The sequence below is a fragment of the Pseudomonas graminis genome (genome assembly GCF_004364335.1).
GTDB classification, from domain to species: domain Bacteria; phylum Pseudomonadota; class Gammaproteobacteria; order Pseudomonadales; family Pseudomonadaceae; genus Aquipseudomonas; species Aquipseudomonas graminis_D.
In genome coordinates this window covers 26731-43507 of record NZ_SOCR01000019.1, presented here as the reverse complement: position 1 = coordinate 43507, position 16777 = coordinate 26731, and the positions used below count along the sequence as shown (strand labels likewise).

Here is a 16777-nt window from a genome sequence, read left to right as displayed (position 1 = left end):
TATGGTTGAAGCCGGGCATCGCCGCGATGGCGCCGCCCGGTAAAGCACGACCGGGAAGTGTCAGTCACGCACAGGGGCTGGCGCAATCACTTCGCGCGAGCCGTTGGTATTCATGGGTGTCACGACGCCGGCGTTTTCCATGGTTTCGATCATGCGTGCGGCGCGGTTGTAGCCAATCTTCAGTTTGCGCTGCACCGCAGAGATCGACGCACGACGGCTTTCCAGCACGAACTTGACCGCCTCGTCGTACAGCGCGTCGCTTTCGCTGTCTTCGCCATCACCGCCGCCGCCACCGCCGTCGAAGCCACTGCCCGGCTCTTCAACGCCGGCCAGGATGTCGTCGTTGTAGTTGGGCGTTCCACGCAGCTTCCACGCCTCAACGACGCGGTGAACCTCTTCGTCCGACACGAACGCGCCGTGCACACGAATCGGCAGGCTGGTGCCCGGCGGCATGTAGAGCATGTCGCCATGACCGAGCAGTTGCTCGGCGCCGCCCTGATCGATGATGGTCCGGGAGTCGATTTTGCTCGACACCTGGAACGCCATGCGCGTCGGAATGTTCGCCTTGATCAGGCCGGTGATCACGTCCACCGAAGGTCGCTGGGTCGCGAGGATCAAGTGGATACCTGCCGCACGGGCCTTCTGGGCAATACGGGCGATGAGTTCTTCGACCTTCTTGCCGACGATCATCATCATGTCGGCGAACTCGTCGACCACCACGACGATGGTCGGCAGCTTGGTCAGCAGCGGCGCTTCGTCGTGAATGCTTTCGCGGTGGTACAGCGGGTCAGACAGCGGCGTGCCGGCTTCCTCGGCTTCGCGTACCTTCTGGTTGAAACCCGACAGGTTACGCACGCCCATCTTGGCCATCAGTTTGTAGCGGCGTTCCATCTCGGCCACCGACCAGCGCAAAGCGTTGGCGGCGTCCTTCATATCTGTGACCACCGGGCACAGCAGATGCGGGATGCCTTCGTAGATCGACAGCTCGAGCATTTTCGGGTCGATCATGATCAGTTTGGCGTCTTCCGGCCCGGACTTGAACAGGATCGACAGGATCATGGCGTTCACGCCCACCGATTTACCGGAACCGGTGGTACCGGCGACCAGCAGGTGGGGCATCTTGGCGAGGTCGGTGATGACCGGCTTGCCGCCGATGTCATGACCCAGCGCAAGGGTGACCGGCGATTTTGCGTCGTCGTACTCCGGCGTCGAGAGGACCTCGGAGAAGCGCACGATCTGGCGATCCTCATTGGGGATTTCGATACCGACGGTGGTCTTGCCGGGAATGACCTCAACCACACGGACGCTGGTCACTGCCAGGGAGCGCGCAAGGTCTTTCGCCAGGTTCGAGATACGGCTGACTTTCACGCCGGCAGCCGGCTGGATTTCGTAACGGGTAATCACCGGGCCCGGATGAATCGAGTCCACGGTGACCTCGACGCCGAATTCCTTGAGCTTGATCTCCAGCAGATGACCCACCGCCGCCAAGGATTCAGGCGAATAGTTGAGCTGCTTCTTCTCGGCCGGGTCGAGGATAGAGATCGGTGGCAAGGTGCCTTCCACGGCGCTGTCGACGAACAACGGCGTCTGTTTCTCTTTCTGTACGCGCTTGCTCGGCTCCGGTGCCCGTGGCGGTGCCGGCGCAATGACGGCGGGCACGTGCTTCTCACGGGCGGCCATGTGTTCGGTCAGTGCTTGCTCGCGCTCAATGATGCGTTCCTTGGCTTTGGCCTGCTCCCGACGATCCGGGGCCACCGGAGCGACCACTTCGTCGACACGCATGTCGACTTCACGCAGCTGAGCCACCATCTGCTTGCGCTCGTTGCGGGCGGTCCACCAGCGGTTGACCGAGCCGGTGAACAGCTCGATCAGGTCCAGCGTGATCTTGCCGGTGTTGTCCATGACCTTGAACCAGGACAAATCGGTGAACACGGTCAGGCCGAAGAGGAACAAGGCGATGAACAGCAAGGTGCTGCCCTGGACATTCAGCGCGCGCTTGGCCAGATCGCCCAGCACCTCGCCCAGCACGCCGCCGGCCGAGCCCGGCAGGCCCGATGCAGAATGAAAGTGCAAGTGCGCCAGCGAAGCGCCGGCCAGCACGAGAAATACCAGACCGATCATGCGCCAGGAGAACAGCCAGCCGCTCCATTGCCATGGCTCATGGCGATGGCGGAAAACCTGATAGGCCTTGACGCCCAGCAGCAACGGGAAGATGTAGGCGAAGTAGCCGAGGATCATGAACAGGATGTCGGCGGAATAAGCACCGGCAAGGCCTGCAGCGTTCTGTACCTGGGCCGAGCTGCTCGTGTGACTCCAGCCCGGATCGCCCTGATCGTAGGTCAACAGCGCCATGATCAGATAGAGGCAAAGTGCGCCGAACGCGATCAGTGCACCTTCCTTGAGCCGGTAGTGCAGGTGCTGCCGCCAAAGCGGAACGGGGGTGGGTGCTATGGTGGATTTCTTCAAAACGCTTCAATTCCTGCGCGCAAGCGCGAACATCTGATGATTGACTGTGTACGACTGCCTTGACGAAATGGCATTGGCTATCCTGAACAGCGGCTTGACGCTCGGGAAAACCACGCCTGCGATAACGCACGCTCGACAGGTGACTTGAAATGAGGTTAAACAACCTCGGCATTGTACGGATTTGCGCGCCGCGCGCTACGTTAGTCTGGCGCGGCGCTTGCAGATGTTCAAGCTTCGCCGGCCGCTGACAATTTGAGCACGCATTTTCTTTGCCGACAAAGGCTTATGGCGTGTTTTTCCTGCGCCCTTGAACTGTCAAAATGCCATGCCCGGATGAAGGCACCAACGGTTCCCGCTCCCGGGCGCAACCAAGCGGCTTGTGACCGCAGTTGCAGCACGGAGTTGCAAGCCGGCGTTGACTCCCCTCCCCTCTCGTGAAGTCTGGATGCCATGCTGACCTGGTTACAACGCGACACCCTTGATTTCCCACCGCTGGAAAAAGCCATGCGCGAGCCCAACGGACTGTTGGCCGGTGGCGGCGATTTGTCTGCCGATCGCCTGATTGCTGCGTACCGGCATGGCTGTTTTCCCTGGTATCAACAGGGCCAGCCGATTCTCTGGTGGTCACCGGACCCGCGCACCGTGCTTTTTCCGGACGAGCTGCATGTCTCACGTAGCCTGGGCAAGCTGCTGCGCCAGGGGCGTTATCGGGTCACCTTCGATCAGGATTTCGCGGCGGTGATTCAGGCGTGCGCCGAACCCCGGGCCTACACCGACGGCACGTGGATCACCGGCTCGATGCAGGCGGCCTACATCGAACTGCACGCCCGCGGCTTCGCCCACAGTGTTGAGGTCTGGGACGGCGAGGCGCTGGTGGGTGGCCTGTACGGATTGGCGATGGGCCAGTTGTTTTTCGGCGAATCAATGTTCAGCCGCGCCGACAACGCTTCGAAGGTCGGCTTCGCAACGTTGGTCGAATACTTGAAGGAATCGGGTTTTGTCTTGATTGATTGCCAAATGCCTACCGAGCACCTGCTAAGCCTTGGCGCGCGCTCGATTGCGCGCCAGACCTTCGCCGACTATCTGCACAAACACCTCGATGCGAGCAATTACGCCGATTGGTCGCCTAGGCGAGTTTGATTGGGCTGGCTTACACTGATGTCTACAGTTTTTCTCGAGGGTTGATCATGACCGAGCTGGCGCGGCTGAAGTTCTATGCCACTCAACCCCACTCCTGTAGCTACCTGCCCGAGGAACAAGCCACCACGCTGTTTCTCGACCCCAGCCAGCCAATGGACGTCCAGGTCTATGCCGATCTCTCGGACATGGGGTTTCGCCGCAGTGGCGATCATCTTTACCGTCCGCACTGCCAGAACTGCAGCGCGTGCGTGCCTGCGCGCATTCCTGTCGGACTGTTCGTGCCCGATCGTCAGCAAAAACGTATTTTCAAAAGGAACGCCGACGTCGAAGTGACGAGCACCAAGCCGCATTTCAGCGAGGAGTATTTCGATCTGTATCAGCGTTACATCGAGCAGCGCCATGCCGATGGCGATATGTTTCCACCGAGCCGGGACCAGTTTTCCACCTTCCTGGTCAGGGACCTGCCGTTTTCGCGTTTTTACGAATTCCGCCTGGAAGGCAGGCTGCTCGCCGTGGCCGTCACTGACCTGCTGCCCAACGGGCTTTCTGCCGTTTACACGTTCTACGAACCTTCGCAAGAGCGCCGCAGCCTCGGGCGTTACGCAATTCTCTGGCAGATTGCCGAGGCCGCACGTCTGCAGTTGCATGCGGTGTACCTCGGCTACTGGATAAAAAACTGCAAAAAGATGAATTACAAGACCCAATATCGCCCCATCGAACTGCTCACCAACCAAAGATGGGTCACTCTTTACTGAAGCCCTTGGCTTAACCCTCAATTTTCGGGCACAATGCAGCCCGCTTTTGCCTGGCTGCCGTTTGCACCGGGCCATTCATTGGATACCGAGGGCTTTACTGCATGTCGAAAGAAGACAGCTTCGAAATGGAAGGCACTGTCGTCGACACCCTGCCCAACACCATGTTCCGTGTGGAGTTGGAAAATGGGCACGTCGTAACCGCGCACATCTCCGGCAAGATGCGCAAGAACTACATCCGCATTCTTACCGGCGACAAGGTCCGCGTTGAGCTGACGCCCTACGACTTGAGCAAAGGGCGCATCACCTACCGCGCCCGCTAACAGGTCTTAACAAAAACGCCCGGCACATGCCGGGCGTTTTTGTGTGCGCGGGACTCAAGACCCCCGCTTTCTGTTTGAACGCTCGCCATCGTTGCAGCGCCGTAACCCCGTAGGAGCCGGCTTGCTGGCGAATGCATCGTGTCAGCCGACATACTCATCCCTGACCAACGTATTCGCCAGCAAGCCGGCTCCTACGGATCGTGCGAAGCGTCAAGTCTCATCATGCGTCACGAATCACGACCATGACGCCAACAAAAAAGGCGCCAATCGGCGCCTTTCAGGTTTATTGCAGTCACCCGAAACGTCAGGCCATTTCAGCCGTGGTTTCGTACTCGAAGGTGATCTCGCCGTCCTTGAAGTCGATGTGTACAACACCGCCATGCTCGGACAACTCGCCGAAGAGGATCTCCTCGGCCAGAGGACGCTTGATCTTTTCCTGGATCAGACGTGCCATCGGGCGTGCACCCATCGCTGCGTCATAACCCTCTTCGGCCAGGTAACCCCTCACCGCGTCGGTCACTTCCAGCAGTACGCGCTTGTCTTCCAGTTGCGCCTGAAGTTCGGTAAGGAACTTGTCCACCACGTTCTTGATGACCTCATGGCTGAGGCGACCGAATTGAATGATGGTGTCCAGACGGTTGCGGAATTCCGGCGTGAAGCTCTTCTTGATCACTTCCATCGCATCAGAGGAGTGATCCTGATGGGTGAAACCGATCGAAGCCCTCGCTGCCGTTTCTGCACCGGCGTTGGTGGTCATGATCACGATCACATTGCGGAAGTCCGCCTTGCGCCCGTTGTTGTCGGTCAGCGTCCCGTGGTCCATGACCTGCAGCAACAGGTTGAAGACTTCCGGGTGTGCCTTCTCGATCTCATCGAGCAGCAGCACGCAATGCGGCTGTTTGGTGACCGCTTCAGTCAGCAGGCCGCCCTGATCAAAACCGACATAGCCCGGCGGCGCACCGATCAGCCGCGATACGGTGTGACGCTCCATGTACTCGGACATGTCGAAACGCACCAGCTCGATACCCAGCGCCTTGGCCAGTTGACGCGCTGCCTCGGTTTTACCGACACCGGTCGGACCTGCAAACAGGAACGAGCCGACAGGCTTGTCCGGCGACTTGAGGCCGGCACGCGACAGTTTGATCGCGGTGGACAACGAGTCGATGGCTGCATCCTGACCGAACACCGTCAGCTTCAGGTCGCGCTCCAGGTTACGCAGCAACTCTTTGTCGGAGCTGTTGACGTGCTTTGGAGGAATCCGCGCGATCTTCGCCACGATGTCTTCAACCTGTGGCACTTCAATACGCTTGACGCGCATTTCCACCGGTTGCAGCCGCTGATAGGCGCCCGCCTCGTCAATCACGTCAATGGCCTTGTCGGGCATGTGACGGTCATTGATATAGCGCGATGCCAGTTCAGCAGCGGCACGCAGGGCCTCGTCGCTGTATTCGATATTGTGATGCTGTTCGAAACGACCTTTCAGGCCGCGCAGAATGCCGATGGTGTCTTCGACGGATGGCTCGGAGACGTCAACCTTCTGGAAGCGACGGGCCAGCGCACGGTCTTTCTCGAAGATGCCGCGGAATTCCTGGAACGTGGTCGAGCCGATGCAGCGGATGTCACCCGACGACAGCAGCGGCTTTAGCAGGTTGGAAGCGTCCATCACGCCACCTGACGCAGCGCCCGCACCGATGATGGTGTGGATTTCGTCGATGAACAGGATCGCGTGGGGGCGTTTCTTCAACTCGCCGAGCAGCGCCTTGAAGCGTTTTTCGAAATCCCCACGGTACTTGGTACCGGCCAGCAGTGCGCCCAGGTCGAGGGAGTACACGACGCTGTTGGCCAGCAGGTCCGGCACCTGGTTGTCGACGATGCGTTTGGCCAGACCTTCGGCAATGGCGGTTTTACCCACCCCGGCCTCGCCCACCAGCAGCGGGTTGTTCTTGCGGCGCCGCGCGAGAATCTGAGCGACGCGCTCGACTTCCATCTCGCGCCCTACCAGCGGATCGATGCGGCCTTGACGGGCCAGTTCATTCAGGTTGCTCGCATAGGCATCCAGAGGATTGCCTGAGGAAGAAGACTCACCGCCCTCGTCATCCTGCATATCTTGCTCACCTTCAGATTGATCGCCATGCCCAGGCACTTTGGAAATACCGTGGGCGATATAGTTGACGACATCGATACGGGCAACGCTCTGCTGCTTGAGCAGGAACACTGCCTGGCTTTCCTGCTCGCTGAAGATTGCCACCAGCACGTTTGCGCCAGTGACTTCCCGCTTGCCGGAGCTCTGCACATGAAAAACCGCACGCTGTAGAACGCGCTGGAAGCCGAGTGTAGGTTGGGTCTCGCGATCCTCGTCATGGACGGGAATCAGCGGCGTGGTGGAGTCGATGAACTCCTGGAGGTCGTGTTTCAGTTTGTCGAGGTTTGCGCCGCAGGCACGCAGTACGGTGGCGGCAGCCTCATTGTCCAATAGGGCCAGCAGGAGGTGCTCGACGGTCATGAACTCATGACGTTTAGAGCGGGCCTCCTTGAAAGCCAGATTGAGGGTGACTTCGAGCTCACGGTTTAACATAGCTTCACCTCATACCCAAGTGTCCGGCGGTTAACCGTCCTTCTCGATTTCACAGAGTAGCGGATGCTGGCTTTCCCTGGCGTACTGGTTGACCTGCATAGCCTTGGTTTCGGCGATGTCGCGGGTAAACAATCCGCAAACGGCCCGTCCCTCTGTATGGACGGCCAGCATGACCTTGGTCGCCAGCTCACGATTCAGGTTGAAAAACACCTCGAGGACTTCGACAACAAAATCCATCGGGGTGTAGTCATCGTTGAACAAAACCACCTTGTACATAGGCGGCACCTGCAATATCGGCTTGGCTTCCTGTACAGCGGTGCCCGACGCATCGTCCTCATGGGGATGCGGGTCATCCTGATTGAATGTTAGTCGAATCTTGCTGATTGCATGCATGGTAAAGAAGGTTCACAGAGGACGTGATTGAAATAAATGGTGGCGGTGATACCGGTTTTCAACTGGACCGCCGCTTGACCTTGACTATCGGCCAATCAGTGTTACAAACAATAGAACCCACATTGGGTAAAAAGGGTCCGCGCAGTCAACCAAAATTTTTTTAGGTCCGGCGGATGAGAGGTGATGATACTCCCATCGGAGTCCTTTGCAGAGGGATGTGACTATGTACAGCGGTAAGGTCAAGTGGTTCAACAACGCCAAGGGGTATGGCTTCATCGTTGAAGACGGCAAGTCTGAAGACCTGTTCGCTCATTACTCGGCGATCACTATGGATGGCTATAAAACCCTGAAGGCCGGCCAGCCGGTTCAGTTCGATATCACTCAGGGTCCCAAGGGTCTTCATGCCGTAGGCATCAGTGCCAAAGCTCCTGCTGATATTCCTGAGGCAGCCCTGCAGCAAGCGCGACATTTCGAGAAGCAACAGGCATAGCGCAACAATCACGCCTGAGCCGGACCGTTCAAGCGCGAGATTCGAGAAGCCGGTCAATCCGTTCAGGGTTGACCGGCTTTTTTTGTGCCGCTCATCCGTGCGCCTCCCCTACACATCCCATGCTTCTATATAGAAGCGAGTAAAAGGCACCGGGCCGAGTGTCCTCCTTTAGTCGAAATCCGGTCGGCGACCGGAGCAGGCTTTTCGGCTCACAATACTGCGACAGGTTGCCGCAGCCCCCGTACTACAAGGGCTGGAAGGTTTTCCGGGGAAATCATGACACCTCCCGAGACCCGCGCGATCGTCCCGGGCACCGCAAAGCCGTCACACGAGTACCGTAGTAATGGCCGAGTGCGGTGATATACTCAGCGCCGGTGACCGTTGGGTCATTGGGGGCCGGACCACCTGAGCTCAGGCTTTCAGCCCTCGACAGGCCAGACCGCTACCCGGGTCTGACCGTTTGACGCTCGACTGATGCACCCCCTATCACGCGACGAAATTCTCGACTTTCGGCTCATCGATACTTTGGGCGAAAGTGCCTACCCTGCGCATCTCGAAATTTTGTGTACGCTCAGCAAAGAAGAGAGTTATCCCGAAAATGTCCATCCGCTCGAAGATCATCTACACCTTCACTGACGAAGCGCCAGCCCTCGCCACCTACTCACTGCTGCCTATCATCGAAGCGTTCACCGCCTCCGCTGACATCGCCGTTGAAACCCGCGACATCTCGCTTGCAGCCCGCATCCTCGCCAGCTTTCCCGAGCGCCTGGGTGACAAGAAGGTTTCCGACGATCTGGCAGAGCTGGGCCAACTGGCCACCACGCCCGAAGCCAACATCATCAAGCTGCCGAACATCAGCGCCTCGGTTCCGCAACTGAAGGCCGCGATCAAGGAACTGCAAGCCAAGGGCTACGACATCCCGAACTACCCGGATGAAGTCGTCACCGAAGCCGACAAGGTCGCCCTGGCTGGCTACGACAAAGTGAAAGGCAGCGCCGTTAACCCGGTTCTGCGTGAAGGTAACTCTGATCGCCGGGCGCCGCTCTCCGTCAAGAACTTCGCACGCAAGCACCCTCACAAAATGGGCGCCTGGGCTGCGGACTCCAAGTCCCACGTGGCGCACATGGACAACGGCGACTTCTATGGCAGCGAACAATCCTCGCTGATCGAAGCCGCGGGCGCCGTGAAGGTCGAGCTGATCGGCAAGGACGGCAGCACCACCGTGCTGAAGGACAAGACTTCGGTACTGGCGGGCGAGATCATCGACTGCGCGACCATGAGCAAGAAAGCCCTGCGTGCTTTCGTGGCCCGTGAAATCGAAGACGCCAAGAAGCTTGGCGTGCTGTTCTCGGTGCATTTGAAAGCCACCATGATGAAGGTCTCGGACCCGATCATGTTTGGTGAGTTCGTCGCCGAGTACTATCAGGAAGCGCTGAGCAAGCACGCTGACGTCCTGAAAGAAATCGGCTTCAACCTGCACAACGGCATCGGCGACCTGTATGCCCGCATCAAAGACCTGCCGGCCGACCAGCAAGCGCAGATCGAAGCGGACGTCAAAGCCGTTTACGCGACCCGCCCTCCTCTGGCGATGGTCAACTCCGACAAGGGCATCACCAACCTGCACGTGCCGAGCGATGTCATCGTCGACGCCTCGATGCCTGCCATGATTCGTGATTCCGGCAAGATGTGGAACAACGACGGCGTCCTGCAGGACACCAAGGCCGTGATTCCGGATCGCTGCTACGCAACCATCTATCAAGCCGTGATCGAAGACTGCAAGCAGCATGGCGCCTTCGACCCGACCACCATGGGCAGCGTGCCAAACGTTGGCCTGATGGCACAGAAAGCCGAAGAGTATGGCTCGCACAACAAGACCTTCCAGATTCAAACCGATGGTGTGGTCCGTGTGACCGACGACAAAGGTCAGGTCTTGATGGAACAGACCGTTGAAGCCGGCGACATCTGGCGCATGTGCCAGACCAAGGACGCGCCGATTCAGGACTGGGTCAAACTGGCCGTCAACCGTGCGCGCCTGAGCAGCACACCGGCCATTTTCTGGCTGGACCCTGAGCGCGCCCACGACGCGGCGATGATCAAGAAGGTCGAGCACTACCTGAAGGATCACGATACGGCAGGCCTGGACATCAGCATCCAGTCGCCAGTCGACGCGATGAAGGTTTCCCTGGAGCGTATCCGCGCGGGCAAGGACACCATTTCGGTGACCGGCAACGTGTTGCGCGACTACCTGACCGACCTGTTCCCGATCATGGAACTGGGCACCAGCGCCAAGATGCTGTCCATCGTGCCGCTGATGAGTGGCGGTGGCCTGTTCGAAACCGGCGCAGGTGGTTCGGCGCCCAAGCACGTTCAACAGTTGAACGAAGAGAACTTCCTGCGCTGGGATTCGCTGGGCGAATTCCTGGCACTGGCCGCCTCTCTCGAGCACCTGGGCAACGTCTACGACAACCCGAAAGCGCTGGTACTTGCCAAGGCCCTGGACAAGGCCACCGGTCAGTTCCTGGACAACAACAAATCGCCATCGCGCAAGGTAGGCGGTATCGACAACCGTGGCAGCCACTTCTATCTGGCCACCTACTGGGCTCAGGCTCTGGCGGCACAGACCGAAGATACGGCGCTGCAAGCCAAGTTCACGGAGCTTGCAAAAACCCTGACTGACAACGAAGCGACCATCGTCGCCGAGCTGAACAGCGTACAGGGCAAGCCATTGGACATCGGCGGCTACTACTTCCCTACCCCGGAACTGGCCAGCAACGCGATGCGCCCAAGCAAGACCCTGAACGACGCGATCAATGCGTTGAAGTAAGGCGCAGTGACCGGCGGCTGAAAAGCTGCCGAGTGCGACAAGAAAGCCCTGGCCATTGCGCCGGGGCTTTTTTTTGATGTCACCATTCCTCTAGGAGCCACCGCAGGTTATGACGGTCACGAATGCGGTTTACCTGACACTCGCTTCGCGACCCTCGTAAACTCGGATGGCTCCTACAGATAACGAGAAGCCCCAATGACCTGGCATCCCCACATCACCGTCGCAACCGTCATCGAGGACAACGGCCGTTTCCTGTTCGTCGAAGAATTGAAAAACGGCAAGCTGGTGCTCAATCAGCCTGCCGGGCACCTGGAGCCTCATGAGACCTTGCGTGAAGCGGCCATCCGCGAAACCCTGGAAGAAACCGGCTGGGACGTCGAACTGACGGGCGTCGTCGGCATTTACCTGTACACCGCGCCGAGCAATGGCGTGACCTATCAGCGGGTGTGTTTCTCGGCCAAAGCGACGCGACACCACCCCGAACGTGCGCTGGACACCGGCATCGTCGGTGCGCCATGGTTCAGCCGCGACGAACTCGCGGATCAACCGGAGCGCTGGCGCAGCGAGCTGGTGTTGCAGTGCATCGATGACTACCTGGCAGGTCCGATTCACAGCCTGGAGGTTGTACGCGACTGACCAAGCGCTTCCCGGCAAGAGCCCGCCCTACAGACCGCATGCATCGTGTGGGACCGGCTTTAGCCGGGAAGGCGTCAGATGTCACACCGCGAAATTGAGGATCATCATTGAGGCCTCTTCCCGGCTAAAGCCGGTCCCACTCGGTGGAGGCGTCAGCGCAACTGAATAGCTTTTAGCCTTGGCGACGACTCCCTGTTAGAATCGCGCCCTTTCCTGCTGCTACCCAATCGAATTCCTATGTCTGATTCAGCCTTTTCCGATACAGAAAAGAAGCGCGTCATTGTCGGCATGTCCGGCGGCGTGGATTCTTCGGTCTCCGCCCTTCTGCTCATGGAGCAGGGGTATCAGGTGGAAGGCCTGTTCATGAAGAACTGGGAAGAAGACGACGGAACGGAATACTGCACCGCCATGGACGACCTCGCGGACGCCCAGGCCGTGTGCGACAAGATCGGCATCAAACTGCACACCGTGAACTTCGCGGCCGAGTACTGGGATCACGTCTTTGAGCACTTCCTCGAAGAATATAAGGCCGGGCGCACGCCAAACCCGGACATCCTGTGCAACCGCGAGATCAAGTTCAAAGCCTTCCTCGACTACGCCTTCATGCTCGGCGCCGACCTGATCGCTACCGGTCACTACGTGCGTCGCCGCGACATCGACGGCCGTACCGAACTGCTCAAGGGCCTGGACCCTAACAAGGACCAGAGTTACTTCCTGCATGCCGTCGGCGGCGAGCAGATCGCCAAGACCCTGTTCCCGGTCGGCGAGCTGGAGAAGCCCGAGGTGCGCGCCATTGCCGAGAAGTATCAGCTGGCGACCGCGAAGAAGAAGGACTCGACCGGCATTTGCTTCATCGGCGAACGTCGTTTCACCGATTTCCTCAAGCAATACCTGCCTGCACAGCCCGGCGAAATCAAGACCACCGAAGGCGAAGTCATCGGTCGCCACGCCGGCTTGATGTACCACACCATCGGCCAGCGTCAGGGCCTGGGCATTGGCGGCCTGAAAGATGCCGGCGATGAGCCGTGGTACGTGCTGGTCAAGGACCTGGAGCAAAACGAGCTGATCGTCGGCCAGGGCAACGAGCATCCGTGGCTGTTCTCCCGCGCCCTGCTCGCCTCTGAGATCTACTGGGTCAACCCGATCGACCTGAGCAGCCCGCGCCAGCTGACCGCCAAGGTGCGTTACCGCCAGAGCGACCAGCGCTGCACCCTGGAACGCACTAAAACCGGCTATCGCGCCACTTTTGACGAGCCGCAACGCGCGGTCACCCCGGGCCAGTCCGTCGTGTTTTACGACGGCGAGGTCTGCCTGGGTGGGGGCGTCATCGAAATCGCCGAGCCGTGGCACACCAGGAATGCACGTTGATGACCCCGATTCAGGAACAACTTGTCGCCCTGGCCGGGGTTTTCCAGGCTGCGGTGCTGGTCGATCGCATCGCCAAGACCGGACAGGCCGGTGAAGCAGCCGTTGGTTGCCTGATGGGCACGCTGCTGGTCTTGGACCCGAAAGACACGCTGGACGTGTTTGGGGGCGACGACCTGAATCTGCATGAGGGCTATCGGGCCCTCGCCAGCGCTCTGGAACGCGATCCGGCCACCCTGCAACGGGAACCCTTGCGTTATGCCCTGGCGATGCTGGGCCTGGAGCGCCAGCTGTCCAAGCGCGAGGACATGCTCGACACCATCGGCAAGCGCCTGCCGCAGATCAAATCCCAGGTCGAGCATTTCGGTATCGCTCACGAGAACGTCATTGCCGCCAGCGGCGCGCTGTACCAGGACACCCTGAGCACCTTGCGTCAGCGGATTCAGGTTCATGGCGACATGCGCAATCTGCAGCAACCCAACAATGCCTCGAAAATCCGCGCGCTGTTACTGGCCGGGATTCGCTGCGCGCGACTTTGGCGACAAGTGGGCGGTCACCGCTGGCAACTGGTCATCAGCCGTCGCAAGTTATTGAAAGAACTGTATCCATTGCTTCACCGCTGAGTGGCCCACGCCCTTCAGCCTGCTCCGAACCCGACATCGCGCCACTCATAACGGTCAGCCAGCCTCGGCTGACCGGAATTTTCATGTATGATACGCGCCCCTTTTCGTCGCCTGACAGTCCGAGAACACCCCATGCAGCTTTCTTCGCTCACTGCGGTTTCCCCTGTAGATGGCCGCTACGCCGGCAAAACCCAGGCCCTGCGCCCGATTTTCAGCGAATACGGCCTGATCCGTTTCCGCGCCCTGGTGGAAGTACGCTGGCTGCAACGCCTGGCGGCTCACCCGCAAATCCCGGAAGTCCCGGCCTTCTCCGCCGAAGCCAATGCCATCCTCGATGCCCTGGCCAATGACTTCGCCCTCGAGCACGCCGAGCGCGTGAAAGAGATCGAGCGCACCACCAACCACGACGTCAAGGCCATCGAGTACCTGCTCAAGGAACAGGCTGCGAAGTTGCCGGAGCTGGCCAAGGTCAGCGAGTTCATTCACTTCGCCTGCACCAGCGAAGACATCAACAACCTGTCCCATGCGCTGATGCTGCGTGAAGGCCGTGACACCGTGCTGCTGCCGCTGATGCGTCAGATCGCCGAGTCCATCCGCGAGCTGGCGATCCGTTTCGCCGCGGTGCCGATGCTCTCGCGCACCCACGGCCAGCCGGCCTCGCCGACCACCCTGGGCAAGGAACTGGCCAACGTCGTCTACCGCCTGGAACGCCAGATCGCTCAAGTGGCCGCCGTGCCACTGCTGGGCAAGATCAACGGCGCCGTCGGCAACTACAACGCGCACCTGTCGGCCTACCCGGACATCGACTGGGAAGCCAACGCCCGCGCTTTCATCGAAGACGAGCTGGGCCTGGGCTTCAACCCCTACACCACGCAGATCGAACCCCACGATTACATCGCCGAGCTGTTCGACGCGATCGCCCGTTACAACACGATCCTGATCGACTTCGACCGCGACATCTGGGGCTATATCTCCCTGGGCTATTTCAAGCAGCGCACCATCGCCGGTGAAATCGGTTCGTCGACCATGCCGCACAAGGTCAACCCGATCGACTTCGAAAACTCCGAAGGCAACCTCGGCATCGCCAACGCGCTGTTTCAACATCTGGCCAGCAAGTTGCCGATCTCCCGCTGGCAGCGTGACCTGACCGACTCCACCGTACTGCGCAACCTCGGCGTGGGCTTTGCTCACAGCGTGATTGCCTACGAAGCGAGCCTGAAAGGCATCGGCAAGCTGGAACTCAACGAGCAGAAGATCGCCGCCGATCTGGACGCTTGCTGGGAAGTCCTGGCCGAGCCGATCCAGACGGTCATGCGTCGATACGACATCGAGAACCCGTACGAGAAGCTCAAGGAACTGACGCGCGGCAAGGGCATCGGCCCTGAAGCGCTGTTGACCTTCATCGACGGTCTGGACATGCCTGCCGACGCCAGGGCCGAGCTGAAGAAGCTCACGCCGGCGAATTACATCGGCAACGCTGTCGCGCAAGCCAAGCGCATCTGACTGCACTGCACCCGCTCTGAACGCCCGGCTGAGCCGGGCGTTTTTATTCCCGTCGTAAAAACGCGCTTTTTCAATAGGTTACACATGAATCCTGACATCCCTCTTCAGCTCCTAGGTGGCATCACGGCGCGCGAGTTCCTGCGCGACTACTGGCAGAAGAAACCCTTGCTGATCCGTCAGGCCATTCCGGACTTCCAGAGCCCGATCGATGCCGACGAACTGGCCGGCCTGGCGCTGGAGGAAGAAGTCGAATCGCGTCTGGTCATCGAAAAAGGCGAGCGCCCGTGGGAGCTGCGTCGTGGCCCGTTCGCCGAAGACGAATTCAGCAAACTGCCGGAACGCGAGTGGACCCTGCTGGTTCAGGCTGTGGATCAGTTCGTGCCTGAAGTCGGCGAGCTGCTGGAAAACTTCCGTTTCCTGCCAAGCTGGCGCATCGATGACGTGATGATCAGCTACGCCGCGCCGGGCGGCAGCGTGGGTCCGCATTTCGACAACTACGATGTGTTCCTGCTGCAAGGCCACGGCAAGCGTCACTGGCAGATCGGCCAGATGTGCGACTCCGAGAGCAAGCTGCTTGAGCACGCCGACCTGCGTATCCTCGCCGACTTCCAGGGTACCGACGAGTGGACGCTGGAACCCGGCGACATGCTCTACCTGCCGCCGCGTCTGGCCCATTGCGGCGTCGCGGTGGATGAGTGCCTGACCTACTCGGTGGGCTTCCGCGCGCCAAGCGCCGCCGAAGTGCTGACCCATTTCACCGACTTCCTCAGCCAGTTCATGCCTGAAGAAGAGCGCTACACCGACGCTGACGCGCAACCGGTCAGTGACCCTCATCAGATTCAACACGACGCCCTCGACCGCCTGAAGGGCTTGCTGGCCGAGCACATGGGTGACGAGCGCCTGCTGCTGACCTGGTTCGGCCAGTTCATGACCGAGCCTCGTTATCCCGAGCTGGTGGTCGGCCCGGAACTGGCCGAGAGCGAGCTGCTCGACAGCCTGGAACAGGGCGCCGTGCTGATTCGCAACCCGAGCGCGCGACTGGCGTGGTCGGAAGTCGACGACGACCTGCTGCTGTTCGCCAGCGGTCAGAGCCGTCTGTTGCCGGGCCATCTGCGTGAACTGCTGAAAATGATCTGCGCAGCCGATGCGCTGCACATCGACAATCTGGGCCAATGGCTGGCAGATGACGATGGACGTAACCTGCTCTGTGAGCTGGTCAAACAAGGAAGTCTGGGGTTTGCTGATGAATAAGATCCACGTACGGGTAGCCGACTGGCAGAAAGACAACGCCGACATCCGGCGCATTCGTGACGCCGTGTTCGTGTTTGAACAGTCGGTTCCGCCCGAACTGGAATGGGACTCGGAAGATGCAGGCGCCCTGCACTTTCTGGCGCTTGAAGGGGATTACGCCGTGGGCACCGCGCGCTTGCTGCCCGATGGTGAATTCGGCCGTTTGTCCGTGCTCAAGGACTGGCGCGGCCTCAACGTAGGTGAGGCGTTGATCACCGCGATCCTCGCCGAAGCAGAGCGCCGCGACCTGAAACAGACGCGGCTCAGCGCACAGGTTCATGCCACGGCGCTGTATGAGCGCTTTGGCTTTACCGTGGTCAGCGACGAGTTTCTCGAAGCCGGCCTGCCCCATGTGGACATGGTGCGCAACTCGCACTGATTGCACCTGGCGACATTT

14 protein-coding genes are annotated in these 16777 nt (G+C 59.8%); 11 read left to right on the top strand and 3 right to left on the bottom strand.

The genetic code is table 11. The features are described from left to right. Window positions 1-60: 60 nt before the first annotated feature. A complete protein-coding gene (locus EC919_RS26290; RefSeq protein ID WP_133777206.1) occupies window positions 61-2466 on the bottom strand; it encodes a DNA translocase FtsK in 2406 nt (801 codons plus the stop codon). 450 nt (window positions 2467-2916) lie between these two features. Here EC919_RS26290 and aat point away from each other — a divergent pair, with 450 nt between their 5' ends. From aat to infA, 3 genes are all read left to right on the top strand, one after another. After that, window positions 2917-3606 (top strand): leucyl/phenylalanyl-tRNA--protein transferase, encoded by a 690-nt coding sequence (gene aat / locus EC919_RS26285; protein ID WP_133777204.1) that lies wholly within the window; start codon window positions 2917-2919, stop codon window positions 3604-3606. A 47-nt stretch (window positions 3607-3653) separates the two neighbouring features. Further along, window positions 3654-4361, top strand: coding sequence for an arginyltransferase (locus tag EC919_RS26280; protein ID WP_133777202.1), 708 nt, complete (start codon window positions 3654-3656; stop codon window positions 4359-4361). Window positions 4362-4462: 101 nt separating this feature from the next. Continuing rightward, entirely contained in the window at window positions 4463-4681 is a 219-nt protein-coding gene (gene infA, locus EC919_RS26275; protein WP_002553999.1) for a translation initiation factor IF-1, read from the top strand. Between the two features lie 304 nt (window positions 4682-4985). Here the strand turns inward: infA and clpA are convergent, their stop codons facing one another. Both clpA and clpS read right to left on the bottom strand, forming a co-directional pair. Beyond that, complete coding sequence (clpA, locus tag EC919_RS26270) at window positions 4986-7256, bottom strand: ATP-dependent Clp protease ATP-binding subunit ClpA (protein WP_133777200.1); 2271 nt, start codon at window positions 7254-7256, stop codon at window positions 4986-4988. A gap of 30 nt (window positions 7257-7286) precedes the next feature. Beyond that, window positions 7287-7649, bottom strand: a complete 363-nt coding sequence (gene clpS / locus EC919_RS26265; RefSeq protein ID WP_122536342.1) for an ATP-dependent Clp protease adapter ClpS — start codon at window positions 7647-7649, stop codon at window positions 7287-7289. Window positions 7650-7872: 223 nt separating this feature from the next. Here clpS and cspD point away from each other — a divergent pair, with 223 nt between their 5' ends. The 8 genes from cspD (at window position 7873) to EC919_RS26225 (ending at window position 16759) form a co-directional block, all read left to right on the top strand. Then, the gene (cspD, locus tag EC919_RS26260) at window positions 7873-8139 is read left to right on the top strand and encodes a cold shock domain-containing protein CspD (RefSeq protein WP_133777198.1); all 267 of its coding nucleotides are present in this window, start codon (window positions 7873-7875) and stop codon (window positions 8137-8139) included. A gap of 598 nt (window positions 8140-8737) precedes the next feature. Then, window positions 8738-10963 (top strand): NADP-dependent isocitrate dehydrogenase, encoded by a 2226-nt coding sequence (locus EC919_RS26255; RefSeq protein WP_133777196.1) that lies wholly within the window; start codon window positions 8738-8740, stop codon window positions 10961-10963. A 195-nt stretch (window positions 10964-11158) separates the two neighbouring features. Then, on the top strand, window positions 11159-11599 hold the full coding sequence (locus tag EC919_RS26250; protein ID WP_133777195.1) for an NUDIX hydrolase: 441 nt from the start codon (window positions 11159-11161) through the stop codon (window positions 11597-11599). 237 nt (window positions 11600-11836) lie between these two features. Continuing rightward, complete coding sequence (gene mnmA, locus EC919_RS26245; RefSeq protein WP_133777194.1) at window positions 11837-12967, top strand: tRNA 2-thiouridine(34) synthase MnmA; 1131 nt, start codon at window positions 11837-11839, stop codon at window positions 12965-12967. After that, window positions 12967-13587 (top strand): high frequency lysogenization protein HflD, encoded by a 621-nt coding sequence (hflD, locus tag EC919_RS26240; RefSeq protein WP_133777193.1) that lies wholly within the window; start codon window positions 12967-12969, stop codon window positions 13585-13587. Before mnmA ends, hflD begins: the two co-directional genes overlap by 1 nt. Before the next feature lie 132 nt (window positions 13588-13719). Next, complete coding sequence (gene purB / locus EC919_RS26235) at window positions 13720-15090, top strand: adenylosuccinate lyase (RefSeq protein ID WP_133777192.1); 1371 nt, start codon at window positions 13720-13722, stop codon at window positions 15088-15090. Window positions 15091-15174: 84 nt separating this feature from the next. Further along, entirely contained in the window at window positions 15175-16341 is a 1167-nt protein-coding gene (locus EC919_RS26230; protein ID WP_133777191.1) for a cupin domain-containing protein, read from the top strand. Next, window positions 16334-16759: a GNAT family N-acetyltransferase gene (locus EC919_RS26225; RefSeq protein WP_065989671.1), complete on the top strand. Its 426-nt coding sequence runs from the start codon at window positions 16334-16336 to the stop codon at window positions 16757-16759. The genes EC919_RS26230 and EC919_RS26225 overlap by 8 nt, the downstream gene beginning before the upstream one ends. The last annotated feature ends 18 nt before the right edge of the window (window positions 16760-16777 follow it).